The sequence below is a fragment of the Geobacillus sp. BMUD genome, from assembly GCF_013096845.1.
GTDB lineage: Bacteria > Bacillota > Bacilli > Bacillales > Anoxybacillaceae > Geobacillus > Geobacillus vulcani.
Genome location: NZ_SDLA01000008.1, coordinates 36662 through 49555, shown reverse-complemented (window position 1 = coordinate 49555; position 12894 = coordinate 36662). Strand labels below are relative to the sequence as shown.

General features: G+C 52.3%; 13 protein-coding genes. 4 read left to right on the top strand and 9 right to left on the bottom strand.

Features of this window, described 5'->3' with window-relative positions; all coding sequences use genetic code 11:
• The first annotated feature begins 12 nt into the window (after nucleotides 1-12).
• The 3 genes from ETC05_RS10675 to ETC05_RS10665 are packed head-to-tail and all read left to right on the top strand — an operon-like array spanning nucleotide 13 to nucleotide 3660.
• On the top strand, nucleotides 13-1482 hold the full coding sequence (locus ETC05_RS10675; protein ID WP_171660974.1) for a spore germination protein: 1470 nt from the start codon (nucleotides 13-15) through the stop codon (nucleotides 1480-1482).
• A gap of 25 nt (nucleotides 1483-1507) precedes the next feature.
• Nucleotides 1508-2596, top strand: coding sequence for a GerAB/ArcD/ProY family transporter (locus ETC05_RS10670; protein ID WP_031407244.1), 1089 nt, complete (start codon nucleotides 1508-1510; stop codon nucleotides 2594-2596).
• Nucleotides 2593-3660 carry a Ger(x)C family spore germination protein gene (locus tag ETC05_RS10665; RefSeq protein WP_171660973.1) on the top strand — a complete coding sequence of 356 codons (1068 nt, stop codon included), beginning with the start codon at nucleotides 2593-2595 and terminating at the stop codon, nucleotides 3658-3660. Before ETC05_RS10670 ends, ETC05_RS10665 begins: the two co-directional genes overlap by 4 nt.
• A 49-nt stretch (nucleotides 3661-3709) precedes the next feature.
• Here the strand turns inward: ETC05_RS10665 and ETC05_RS10660 are convergent, their stop codons facing one another.
• The 5 genes from ETC05_RS10660 to ETC05_RS10640 form a co-directional block, all read right to left on the bottom strand.
• Nucleotides 3710-3853: a hypothetical protein gene (locus ETC05_RS10660; protein WP_167332995.1), complete on the bottom strand. Its 144-nt coding sequence runs from the start codon at nucleotides 3851-3853 to the stop codon at nucleotides 3710-3712.
• A 101-nt stretch (nucleotides 3854-3954) separates the two neighbouring features.
• Nucleotides 3955-4149 carry a hypothetical protein gene (locus ETC05_RS10655; protein ID WP_011232484.1) on the bottom strand — a complete coding sequence of 65 codons (195 nt, stop codon included), beginning with the start codon at nucleotides 4147-4149 and terminating at the stop codon, nucleotides 3955-3957.
• A gap of 227 nt (nucleotides 4150-4376) precedes the next feature.
• Nucleotides 4377-5756: an adenosylmethionine--8-amino-7-oxononanoate transaminase gene (bioA, locus tag ETC05_RS10650; protein WP_171660972.1), complete on the bottom strand. Its 1380-nt coding sequence runs from the start codon at nucleotides 5754-5756 to the stop codon at nucleotides 4377-4379.
• Nucleotides 5746-6462, bottom strand: coding sequence for a dethiobiotin synthase (bioD, locus tag ETC05_RS10645; RefSeq protein ID WP_031407237.1), 717 nt, complete (start codon nucleotides 6460-6462; stop codon nucleotides 5746-5748). The genes bioA and bioD overlap by 11 nt, the downstream gene beginning before the upstream one ends.
• A gap of 185 nt (nucleotides 6463-6647) precedes the next feature.
• Entirely contained in the window at nucleotides 6648-8480 is a 1833-nt protein-coding gene (locus ETC05_RS10640; protein ID WP_237746885.1) for a pyruvate kinase, read from the bottom strand.
• Nucleotides 8481-8884: 404 nt separating this feature from the next.
• Here ETC05_RS10640 and ETC05_RS10635 point away from each other — a divergent pair, with 404 nt between their 5' ends.
• Nucleotides 8885-9448 carry an FAD-dependent oxidoreductase gene (locus ETC05_RS10635; RefSeq protein WP_031407234.1) on the top strand — a complete coding sequence of 188 codons (564 nt, stop codon included), beginning with the start codon at nucleotides 8885-8887 and terminating at the stop codon, nucleotides 9446-9448.
• A gap of 216 nt (nucleotides 9449-9664) precedes the next feature.
• Here ETC05_RS10635 and ETC05_RS10630 read toward each other — a convergent pair whose 3' ends face one another.
• The 4 genes from ETC05_RS10630 to ETC05_RS10615 form a co-directional block, all read right to left on the bottom strand.
• A complete protein-coding gene (locus ETC05_RS10630; protein WP_031407232.1) occupies nucleotides 9665-10132 on the bottom strand; it encodes a flavin reductase family protein in 468 nt (155 codons plus the stop codon).
• 196 nt (nucleotides 10133-10328) lie between these two features.
• A complete protein-coding gene (locus ETC05_RS10625; protein WP_171660971.1) occupies nucleotides 10329-11054 on the bottom strand; it encodes an ABC transporter ATP-binding protein in 726 nt (241 codons plus the stop codon).
• On the bottom strand, nucleotides 11054-11824 hold the full coding sequence (locus tag ETC05_RS10620; protein WP_171660970.1) for an ABC transporter ATP-binding protein: 771 nt from the start codon (nucleotides 11822-11824) through the stop codon (nucleotides 11054-11056). The genes ETC05_RS10625 and ETC05_RS10620 overlap by 1 nt, the downstream gene beginning before the upstream one ends.
• On the bottom strand, nucleotides 11821-12885 hold the full coding sequence (locus ETC05_RS10615) for a branched-chain amino acid ABC transporter permease (RefSeq protein WP_171660969.1): 1065 nt from the start codon (nucleotides 12883-12885) through the stop codon (nucleotides 11821-11823). Before ETC05_RS10615 ends, ETC05_RS10620 begins: the two co-directional genes overlap by 4 nt.
• Nucleotides 12886-12894: the final 9 nt, after the last annotated feature.

The following is a 12894-nucleotide window of genomic DNA, read 5'->3' as shown; positions in this document are numbered from 1 at the left end:
GGGGAGAAGGAAATGGCGGCCCCAACCGAATCGGTATGGAGCATGCTGCAAACATTGGGGCGTTCCGTTGATTTTCAAACGAAAGTGTACCGAAATCAGCCAACTGGGCAACGAATATGGGTATCCTACATGGAACCGATGATCGATCTTGAAATGGCTGTTAAGAATATTTTTCCTTATATGATCCATTATCCCTTTTCATCCTTGCAAGATCTATGTGATGCCCTGCCATTGGACGAAGTGCATCTTTCCTCTGACCCGAATGGCATGAAACAGCAGTTGCTCGAAGGCTATTTGCTCATTCGGCTGAACGAAACCGATGAAACCGGATTGCTGGTCAAAGCGCAAAAGACGCTCGAGCGGACGCTGACCATTCCAGAAGTAGAATTTAGCGTCGTCGGTCCGAAAGAGTCATTTATTGAATCATTGGAAACGAATTTATATTTGTTGCGCAAGCGCATTCCCTCGGATCACTTGACTGTCAACATGTTTCGGGTGGGAACATTATCGCAAACGAAATTGGCCGTGGTGTATATCGATGGCATTGCGGGTCGAGAGAACGTGCAAACGGTCTTGCAGCGCATTCAGGCGATTGAATTTGATGAGATCATTGACAGTTCTTATATCGTCCAAATCATTTCTGACAACCGGCATTCCCTGTTTCCACAATTGCTTGACACGGAACGGCCCGACCGAGTAGCCGCGGTGTTAGCGGAAGGAAAAGTGGCGATTTTGGTGGACGGTTCGCCGCATGCGCTCATCGGTCCGACCACTCTCGTCGAGTTTTTTTCATCTTTTGAAGACTATTTTCTAAACTGGACCATTGCTTCTTTTTTTCGTCTCATTCGTCTTTTTTCTGTCGCCTTTTCCATTTTGATTACACCTATTTATGTCGCGACGTTGAATTACCATTATGAGCTCATACCGAAAGATTTGTTGGGGACGCTCATTACTTCGAGGAAGGAAATTCCGTTTCCGCCCATTTTGGAAGTGTTGTTTCTCGAGTTGACCATCGAGCTTTTGCGTGAAGCCGGGGCGCGGCTGCCAACGAAAGTCGGGCAAACAATCGGCATCGTCGGCGGGATTGTCATTGGAACGGCTTCCGTTGAGGCCGGGTTGACAAGCAATGTCCTGTTGATCTTGGTGGCGCTTGCCGCGTTGGCTTCCTTTACTACCCCTGTCTACAAAATGGGCAATACGATTCGCTTGATGCGTTTCCCCTTTTTGCTGTTTGCCGAAGTGTGGGGGCTGCTCGGGGTGGCGTTTTGTTTTTGCATTGTGATGACCCATCTGCTTTCGTTAACCTCACTGGGACGGCCATTTCTTGTGCCGCTGTATCCGCCGCGTTGGAAGGATTGGAAGGACGCGCTCATCCGTCTTCCGTTTACAAGCCAAGCGAAGCGGCCAAGCTCACTCAGAACGCAGCAACCGATTCGATTCGACGGCAAAAAAGCAAAGGAAAAGCGAGATATTGATGAATAGACGATCATTTTGCAGGAGGACGAAGATGGCTTCTGTCGCGGAACGGTCTCAAGTTTCTGCCTTCATGGCCTTTTTTATCATTATGTCCATGCAAATCGGCATCGGTGTCCTTGGCTTCCAACGCATCATCTCCAAATCAGCCGGTCATGACGCGTGGATTTCCGTCCTGTTGGCTGGCGCGGCAGGACACCTTGTACTAGCTTTAATGTATTGGCTTTTGCAGCAAGCGGATGGCGACTTCATCCGCTTGCACCAGCAATTGTTCGGCCGCTGGCTCGGCAACGTTCTTTCTTTGGCGATAGCCGCCTACTTTGCCTCCATGTCATTTGTGGTGCTCCGTACGTATATCGAAGTCATTCAAGTATGGATGTTTCCCGATTTGCGCACATGGGAGTTTTCGCTCGCCTTTTTGCTTCTTTGCTTGTACATCACATTGGGCGGCTTTCGGATTGTCGTCGGCATTTGCTTTTTTTGCTTAATTATTCCTAGTTATCTGCTGTTTACGTTTTGGTTTGTCTTCGATTATACCGACTTTTACCGGCTGCTCCCAATTTTGGACCATCCGCTCTCCGGAATTGTCAAAGCAGCGAAAGAAATGACCTTAACCATGCTCGGATATGAAACAGTTTTGCTCTTTTACCCTTTCCTGAAAAACGGAAAACAATCGGCCAAATGGGCGCACATCGCTTTATTGACCACCACCTTGTTTTACACACTGCTTACCGTCTTGACATTGGCCTATTTTAGCGAAAAACAGTTGCAGCGCCAAATTTGGGCGACGTTGACGATGTGGAAAATGGTCGAGATGCCTTTCATTGAACGATTTGAGTATATTGGCATCGCCAATTGGCTGTTTGTCATTCTGCCGAACGTATGCTTAGGGCTCTGGTGCTCTTCGCGCATATGCAAGAAGGTGCTTCCGGTTCGGCAAAAAACGGCTTTGCTCCTCCTCGCCATCGGATGCTTTCTCGCGACACTTGCCGTTCATGACCGAACCGGCGTCAATATGATCAATTCGGTCTTAAACCGAATCGGCTTTTATTTTCTTTATGTATGGCTGCCATGTTTAGCGGCGTTCACGTATATTCGGACGAAAGTGAGAGGGAAGTTATGAACGGAAAGACGTTTCTTTTTGTTCTCGTGGCCGTATCGCTGCTCTCCGGCTGCCTGCGCAAGGAAATTTTAGACGACATCAGCATTGAAAGCGCTGTAGGGTTTGATTATGTGAATAAAAATAAAGTCAAGGGCACCGTGCTCATTCCCATCTATAAGAGGGAGGAGACCGCCAATAAAACATTAACTGCCGTTTCCGTCAGCACAAAGGATATTCTCGAAGAGCTGCAGCACAAAACGTCCGAACCGCTTGTCAACGGAAGCATTGAAGTGGCGTTGTATGGAAAGCGGTTGGCGGAACAGGGCATTTTCCCATTTGTCGATAACTTCCATCGCGATTCCAGCATCGGAACCAGGCTTTGTTTAGCGGTTGTCGACGGAACGGCCGAAGAGTTATTAAAAGGGCATTACGGCCGGCAAGGAAACGGCATTTATCTTTCCAATCTGCTCAAACATAATATTGAACAGCGGGACGTGCCTAAAACGAATTTGCATCTGTTTTTGAAAATGTACTATGCCGATGGCCAAGACCCCTTTTTGCCGTATCTCCGACGGGTCGGCCAAGATGTGCAAGTCGAGGGAATCGCCTTATTTCGCGGCGACCGGGTCGTCGATTATATTGAGCGAAACGACATGTTCTTCTTTAAAATCCTGACCGACTCCTATACAGAAGGGACTCATACGGTTCGACTGCAAAAAGGCAATTACGCGTCTGTTAAAAACATTTCAACCAAGCGGTCCATTTCCTTTTCCGGACCGAAAACGCACCCGCATCTGCACATTCACCTTTCCCTTGAAGGGGTGATAAGGGAACATAAACAAGGACCGTTTACCCCGTCGGCCCAACAGGCTGTCCAACAACAGTTTGAAAAGGAAATCAAAACAAAAGCGAGCGAGCTCCTCCGCCGCTTTCAGGAACGGAACATCGATCCCATCGGCCTCGGCGATTGGGCCAAAAGCCAGTACCGTCATTTCAGCTACCGCGACTTTTATCGTCGCTACCGCCATCTGCCGTTTCGCATTACGGCAGACGTTCGCATCCGCGACACTGGAATCATTGAATAAGCATCCCTTCCTGTTCCAAAGGGATGCTTATTCTTTCATGAATCGTTGATTAATACCACCAGCCTGGATACGGAGGATACGGCGGATAAGGCGGGTACGGGTAAAACGGACGCGGAGCCAACGCGCCGCCGAGCAGCCCCCCCAAGAAGCCGCCGACAAACGGGGCGCCAAACAACAATCCTGGAAACGGCATCGTTTCTTCCCCTTTCGTTTTTGATATAGAATGGCTTTACTCTATTCATATGCGCAAATCCAAAAAGAGGGTGGGCCGTCCGCCCACCCCTTGCCAGTTTCTCACCACCAAATCGGGCCATACCACCACGGATAGAAAAACGGCGGGACCAATGCGCTGCCGAGCAAACCGCCTAAAAAGCCGCCGAAAAATGGAGCGCCGAAAAACGGAGCGCCGAAGAAAAACGGGCGCGGCCGCCAAAACCACCAGCCCCATGGCCGCCAAATGCGTTCATCCGCTACTTGGAGATGGCTCATATTGCTTCCCCCCTTCCGCTTGCTTTAGTCCCACTGTATGCAGGAAAAACGCCCTCTGCTTAGGCCAGTACCTAGAAGGCTGGTGAAAAAGAGCGATTTCTCCTCAATATTGATGGGCGAATGCCAAGGAAGCTTCTTTCTTCAAGGTCTTTGCATTCAAAAAAATCTTTTTCCCCGCTTTCCCATCTGCACAAAACCAAAAACAGGCGGCTGTCCGCCGCCCCCGCTTATAGATGCTCCGCGCGCACCTGATCATACAAGCAGACAATCGAATCGAACAAAATACGAACCGCCTCAGCCATTTCGTCTTCGCTCATCGAAAGAACTGGAATGAACGTCAACACCGGGCCGAGCGGACGGATGACAAGTCCTCTCCGGCGCGCCTCAAGGATGATCCGGTGCTCCACCATCGCCGCGCGCGGAAACACTTCTTTTGTTCTTCGGTCTTTCACGATTTCAATGCCGCACATCAATCCTTTTTGCCGGATGTCGCCGACAATTGGAATTTCATACAACCGCTCAAGCCATTCGACCAGTCGGCGCGCCTTCCGTTGAACACTGTCAATCAGGCCGCGTTTTTCGATGAGCTCAATATTTTTCAGCGCAACGGAACAAGTGAGCTGATTCCCCGTGTACGTATGGCCGTGGTAAAACGTCTTGTCTTCGTCCACATCGCCGAGAAATGCTGCATAAATCTCTTCCGTGACCAGTGTGGCCGCGAGCGGCAAATACCCTCCGGTGATCCCTTTCCCAAGGCAGACGAGATCCGGCTTCACCTCTTCCTGCTCGCAGGCGAACATCGTGCCAGTGCGGCCAAAGCCGACGGCGACCTCGTCGCAAATGAAGAGCACCCCGTACCGGCGGCAAAGCGTTTCGACTCCTTTTAAAAACCCGCGTGGATGGACGATGATCCCTGCCGCTCCTTGCACAAGCGGCTCGATGACCACTGCGGCGATTTGATCGTGCTGCTCCTCAAGCACCCGTTCAAGCTCGCGCAAACAATAGCCGACGATCTCCTGCTCGCTTCCGTATTCGTCCATACGGTACACGTACGGCGACGGCACTTCGATCCGCTCGAACAAAAGCGGCGCAAAAATGCGGTGGAACGTTTCCATGCCGCCAACACTCACCGCCCCGACCGTATCGCCGTGGTACGCTTCCTTCAACGAGACAAACTTGTTCTTCTTCGCATATTGGACCGGATCGATGTTTTTCCAATACTGATAGGCGATCTTGAGCGCGATTTCCACCGCCGCCGCTCCGGTATCGGAATAAAACACTTTTGACATGTGCGGCCAATATTCAAGCAGCCGTTTGGCCAACAAAATCGACGGCACATTCGCCGAACCAAGCAATGTCGAATGGGCAATTTTCTCCAATTGCTCGCGAAGCGCCGCATTCAGCTCCGGATCGTTATGCCCGTGGACATTGACCCATAGCGACGCATAACCGTCCAGATACCGATTGCCGTCGACATCGTACAAATAGCTTCCTTGCCCGCGTTCAATGATCAGCGGACGTTCTTTCGCATACTGCTTCATTTGCGTAAATGGATGCCAGACGTACTGCTTGTCCCACTGTTCCAATTGTTCGTAGCTATACGCCAACGCCCAACACCTCCAGCAATTGTTTCGCCTTTCCTTGTTCGAGCCAACGCTGAGCTAGGGTTTCCAGTTCCCGCCTTGAGACTGCCGGAAGGAGCGGCACGACCGCCAGCACCGGGAGCTGCAGCAAGGCGGCGATCGTTTCGACATTGTTTTGGTGGATGATCTCTTGCTCTTGAAACTGATTGAACATCAGGCCAAGCAAACGAATGCCTTGTGCGTTCGCATACGCCGCCGTCGTCACCGCGTGGTGAATCGCGCCAAGACTTGAGAGCGACACGAGAATCGCCGGCAGCTCATAGTCGCGGACAAAATCGCTCGTCATATACCATCGTCCGTCGTGCTCGCACCACGGAACAGCCAACCCTCCCGCTCCTTCGACGAGCACCACATCATAGCGCTGCTTCAACCATTCCAACCGCTCGGCCACCCTCTCTGGTTCGATGGATGTGCCGGTCAGCTTCGCCGCCAAATGCGGCGACATCGCCGGCTCCATATAGTACATGCCTTCTGATGCGGAAAGCTTCGCCACTCGTTCGTACCAATATTGTTCAGCAAACGACACCCCATCTTCGGCCAGTCCAGTCTGAACCGGTTTAAACACGCTTACACTCATGCCAAGCCGCTCCAACGCCAACGCCACAATGGACGTCACCACCGTCTTGCCGATTTCCGTTCCTGTTCCCGTCATGAAAATGGCGCTTCCCATTCTGATCCCCCCATCCCTTCTCTCCAAATATTTGTTTCTATTGTGCCCGATGTGGTTTTATTTGTCAACTTTATTTTTATATAGGTTTACATTTAGACAAAAAATATGGAGCCCCCTAACACAGCAGGACTCCTTTTTTGGCGTGGCTCATTTCTCAAACAGACGGCGGAAGCAGCGGCCAACGCTCATCCTTCATCCTCCCACAAGCGGAACGGATCCATCCGTTCACCGTCCATTTTCGGCACCACTGACGATCCGCTCTGCCCTTCTTGTTTTTCCAACAAAAACGCCAATAAGCGCACCGCCTCTGCAATATGCCTTCCTTTGTTCAACATGATGCACTGCGCCTGCCTTCCAAGTGAGACATCCGAGATTTCCGCACGCGACGGAATTCCCTTTTTCGCCATTTGTTCAAGCACTTGCGTCGCCCAAATGACCGGGATGTGGGCCGCCCGGCATAGCGCTAAAATGTCATCCTGTGCGGCAGCAAGATGTTCAAATCCGATCTCCAGGGCCAAATCACCGCGCGCAACCATCACGCCAAATGCCGGAAACTTCAATCCCTCAAGCAAAATGCGAACGAAGTTATGAAGCGCCGTCCGCGTTTCAATTTTCGCAATCACCGGGAGAGAGCCAGCTCCTTGTTCAGCAAGCAAATGATAAAGCTTTCGCAGGTCATGAGGGGCCTGAACAAACGACAGGCCGACGATATCCGCCCATCTCGCGACGAACGGAATCCATTCAAGGTCGCGGTCGGTGAGCGGCGGAACTGTCAAATGGAGAAACGAATCGGGAAGATGAATGCCCGTTCCTTGCTTAATCGCTTTTCGCTTTCCGCCATCGGCAACGACTTTGGCCTCTACATGCCGCTCGTGCACTTTCACGACCCGTGCTGCAATTTGGCCGTCGTTCAAATAAAGGCGGTCTCCCGCCCGCACATTGCGCCACGCTTTCGCCAACGTCGTCGTCATTTTCACACCGCAACCATTCTGCGCCTGTGCAAACGCAGCGTCATCGAAATAAATATACAGCGGTGTACCGACAGTGACAAACGCTTTCATTGGAATGAACAACACAGAAGAAAGGGTGAAAGAAGCCGACCCACACCGCAGTTTCATCCCTTTTTGCACATAGGCCGTCCGCGAAAGAAAAACTTTAAAACAAGACGGGGCGATTTGTTCAGTGACCCGCAATTTTCGTTTTTTTCCGCGCACATCGGTAAACAGCAGTTCATCCCCTTCTTCAACAGTCGCTCCGTCCTCAGCCGTCAACTGCCACCAGAATGAAACATCGCGCGGAAGCGGAGACGGCGGCGGGGAAGAAGAGAAGGAAATGATGCCGAAGAGCGGCTCCATTGGCTCTCCATATAGATTTTTCTTCACAGAGAGCTTCATCGGCCCCGTGTTGACCGCCAAGCGGTCGACACGGATTTTGGGCCCCGGCAGATCCATGTAAATGCGGCATCGCCTCCCCTGCAGCTGTTGCTCCAACTGCTTCTCGGCTTGACGAATGATGGCCACGAGCGCCTCCCACGTTTCCGGTGAACCGTACGCGCAGTTGATGCGGGCAATGTCCATGCCATAAAGAAGCAGCCGCTCGATCAGCCCCGGCTCATCCACCCATGCCTCGTCCATCGTCACCATGATGCGTGTCGGCCGAACAGAACTCGGGCTTCCAAACACTTCCTCCGCCCGTTTATGAAGCAACTGGTTTGCTTCCTTTCTTGTCATCTTTCGAAGCTCCCATCCGCCATCAACCGGCGTGCGCAAATATGCCAAAACTTGTTCGATCGCGTCGATGAGATGAGCCTCTTGCCCCTCGAACCGCCATCCGCTTTCTTCGAGCGCTTCAAGCAAATCCGACGGCATATGCTCCCTCATGTATAAGTAGGCAAGCAACTGATCCCGGCTCTCTTCATTGGATGGAAGAGGAAAATACTTCTGCTTTTGTCCCACCCACTCCGCCATCCCTCGGTAAAAAGCGGCCAAGCGGGCGCCCAAATCTCGTTTGTCGTGCATCAGCGGCACCAACCCTTGTGAAAAATGCGGTTTTACTTTTATATATTCGCTGCCATCCCAAATGAGGACAGAAAAAAACCGGCGCCATTCGCCGGTTGAATACGACAGAAACAGGAAATCGTTTTTAGCGATATGATTTTTGAACCACAATTTTCGTCCCGCATTGGCAAAGCAGTGAGTGTTTCAGCCGCCGCAACGGCTGGCCGCATTGTTGGCAAATGATCGTCTTGTTCAATCGCTCTTCTCCCCTTTTCCATCGCGTTGCTTTGATTATAGCCCATAGATAATTTAAATTCAATATAAAATAATAATTAGTATAAAATATAAGCAGATCGTTTGGACTTCATTTCCATCTATGCTACAGTAAGGATAGTCCCAATATTCAAACAAAGGAGGAGGCAGCCATGTACGATATCGCCATTATCGGCGCTGGACCGGCGGGAGCGAGCGCCGCGATCTTCGCCGCCAAAGCCGGAAAGAAAACGGTGTTGTTTGACAACGACAAAGGCATGACAAAGCGCGCTTGGGTGGAAAACCATTACGGTGTTCCGGAAATCAGCGGACCGGACTTGGTCGAAACGGGAAAACGGCAAGCAGCCAAATTCGGTGCCGAATTGGTGGAAACGCAAGTGACGGACGTGCAAAAAACAGACGACGGCTTCCGCCTCGAAACGGACAACGGCTCCTATGAGGCGAAACACGTCATTTTCGCCACTGGCGTCGCCACCGACCTCGCGGAAAAAATCGGCCTGCGCATCAAACCGGGCACGGAGCCGCGCATTAAAACGGTGATTGACGTCGACGCCAACGGCAAAACGAACATCGACGGCATTTGGGCGGCAGGGACGGTGGCTGGCGTCAGCGTCCATACGATCATCACAGCGGGCGACGGGGCAAAAGTCGCCATCAACGTCATCAGCGAGTTGAACGGCGAGCGGTACGTCGATCACGATGTATTGAAAAAATAACAACAAAGGGGCTGACCCAAAAGATCGTCTGCCTTTAAGATAGGCACAACATATAGTGCGACAGAAGCAGTCAGTACGTATATATAGCGACGAAAGAGGGTGTCCCGATCCTTTTGGGACACCCTCTTTTCTGATAGTCATAGAAACAGCGGGCCGAACCGTCTTTTCGCCATCCTTGCCCCGAACGCGCCGGCTTTCCCGCCCATCCAAGGACGCCTACTGTCCAATGCTCCGGTACTTCCCTTCAAAAAACAAGAGCGGATCGCCCGGTTCGTCTTTCATCAAAATATCGGTCACTTCTCCAAAGTAAAGCGTATGATCGCCAGCCACGTGCGAGCTGTGGACGTTGCATAAAATATTCGCCAACGCCTCCGGCAAAATCGGATGGCCGTTCACCCACTCAAACGAAACGGAGCGCTCTTCTTTCAACTGGCCGGCAAACAAGCGCGACAGGTCTTCCTGATCGCGGCGCAAAATGTTGACGGCAAATTTTCCTGTTTGCTTGACAATGTCATGCATTCGTGCTTTATGACCAATCGAGACGACGACCAGCTTCGGGTCAAGTGAAACGGACATAAACGCATTCGCCGTCATCCCTTTCACTTCCCCTTGAAAGTCGGTCGTCACGACCGTCACGCCGGTTGCAAATTTCCCCATCGCATTGCGAAAGGTACGATCATCCATCCGTTCTCCCATCCTTCCCTTTTCATGATCAGCCACCCTGCGCCTTCCGCTGGCGTGTAGGCGGCTTTTCCTTCTTGATGTTTCCACAGTCCGGCCGCTTCGTCCGGCATTTTGCTCCTATTCATGCCAGGATGCGGGCAAATCTACCCCCATCATAGCAGAAACAAAGGAAAGAAACAACGACGATATACAGCTGTCATCGGCGGCCTGCCGCTCCAAGGTACGCTTCGGCCACCCGCTCATCGGCAAGCAGCTCGGCGGCCTTTCCGTGCATCACGATGTTTCCCCGTTCCAACACATACGCCTCATCCGCGGTCTGCAGCGCGGCCCGCACGTTTTGCTCGACAAGAATCATGGACGTCTGAAATTGATCGCAGAGCTGCGTCAGCATCCCCATCACTTCCTTGACCACAAGCGGAGCCAGCCCTAACGACGGTTCGTCAAGCAAAAGCAACTTCGGTCTTGCCATCAGCCCGCGGGCGATCGCCAGCATTTGCTGCTCGCCGCCGCTTAATAGTCCTCCCGGACGGTCGAGCATCGTTTGCAGTTTCGGGAACAGTTCAAGCACCCGCTCATAGTCCCGCTTCACTTCCTGTCCGTCGCGGCGGTGGCGGCGGTACGCCCCCAGCAGCAAGTTATCCCTCACGGACAAGCTGTCAAAAATTTGCCGCCTCTCCGGCACAAGGCAAATGCCCTGGTCAACGATTTTCTCCGCCTTTCCATAGGGAAGCGGTTTCTGTTCAAAAAGAATCTCCCCTTCGGTTGGAGCGTAGACGCCGGCAATCGTGCCGAGCAGCGTGCTTTTGCCCGCCCCGTTGGCGCCGACAATCGCCACGATTTCTCCTTGGCCGACGTGCAAATCGATTCCTTTCAATACGTGCAAATGACCGTGGTAGACATGAACGTTGCGAAGCGTCAGCATCAAACCGCCTCCTCTCCCAAATACGCCTTGATGACATCAGGGTGCCGCGCAATCTCTTCCGGCGCTCCTTCGGCGATTTTTTTGCCGTAATCGAGGACGACGATCCGGTCGGCGATCGCCATCACCGTTTCCATATCATGTTCCACGAACAAAAAACTAAAGCCTTGTTCCCTCATCATCAGCAACACATCAACGAGCTGCTTCGATTCTTGCGGGTTCAAGCCGGCCATCGGCTCGTCAAGCAAAATGAGCGAAGGACGGGATACAGCCGCGCGGGCGATTTCCACAAGCCGCTGCATCCCATATGGCAGCGTGCCTGCTCGCTCCCAGGCGAGATGGGCCAAGCCGACCTGCTCGAGACAGAAAAACGCCTGTTCCTGCGCTTGCTTTTCTTCTTTCACCGTACGCGGCAGCCGAAAGCCGGCGCTCAGGATTCCGCTCTTCAACCGTGAATGAAGTCCGACCATCACGTTTTCCAACACCGTCATATCGGAAAACAGCTGCAAGTTTTGAAACGTCCTTGTCATTCCCAACATCGCCAGTTCGTGCGGTTGTTTGCCGCTGACTATGGCTCCTTGAAAACGAACGAGACCACTTGTCGGCGGAACAATGCCGCTGATCATATTGAACAAGGTCGTTTTGCCTGCCCCGTTCGGCCCGATCACCGCGACGATGTCTTCTTTTTTTACGTAAAAAGACACGTTCTGCACCGCCTGAATGCCGCCAAATGACTTGGACAATTGCTCCACTTCGAGCAACATGGCGCTCATCCCTGCTCCCCTCCGATCGAACGGGCCTTATGGCTGTCGACGGCCGTCGCCCGCTCGGATTGACGCCAACTTGTTTTCCAAAACCGCCTCAATCCTTTGGGCGCGACACCTGTCAACCCGTTCGGCATGTAAATCAACATGATGACGAGCAACAAGCCAAAAAAGACAATTTCAAACTCTCCACCGGCATTCGGCAACAACAACGGAACAACCGCTTTGAGCCATTCTCCTAAGCAGACATATACGGCAGCGCCGACGAGTCCTCCCCATACACTGGCTGTCCCGCCAATGATCACCATGATTAAAAAGTAAATCGAAGGAATGATGCCGAATAAGTCCGGATTGATAAACGTAACGTAATGGGCGTATAAGCTCCCCGCAACCGAAGCGTAAACAGCGCTGAGCATAAAAATTTGCAGCTTGTATTTCGTAATGTTCACCCCAAGCGAGCTTGCCGCCACTTCGCTTCCATGAATCGCCCGCAGCGCCCTTCCGACCCGGGAGCGGACAACATTGCGGGCAAACCATCCCCCGGCCAGAACAAACGACGAAACGAGGTAGTAAAACTGGAAATCGCTTTGCAGCGGAATCCCGGCGATACGGATCGGCGGGATGCCAAAAAAGCCATTCAGCCCTCCTGTGATCCCTTTCCATTCTTTAAAGAATGTAAACATAATGACGCCAAAGCCTAACGTCGCCAACGCCAAATAATGTTCACGCAGCCGGAAAACCGGTATGCCGACGACGAGCGCCACCAAAGCGGCCAATGCGGCACCGGCAACCAACGCCAACCAAGCCGGCCATCCTGCGTGCGCCGTCAAATAGGCGGACGTGTAAGCCCCCATGCCGTAAAACGCCGCCTGGCCGAGCGAAATTTGGCCCGCATACCCCATCAACAGCGTCATCCCTGTGCCTACGAGCGCATACAGCCCGATGAGAACAAGGGTGCTTAGCACGTAGTTATTGCCGAAAACGAGCCAAGGGAGACCGAGCCAAACGGCTGCGCCGGCAAGCCAAAGCCATCGTTTTCGTCCACCCGCCATTCGTTGACCGTGCTCCATCCATCCGTC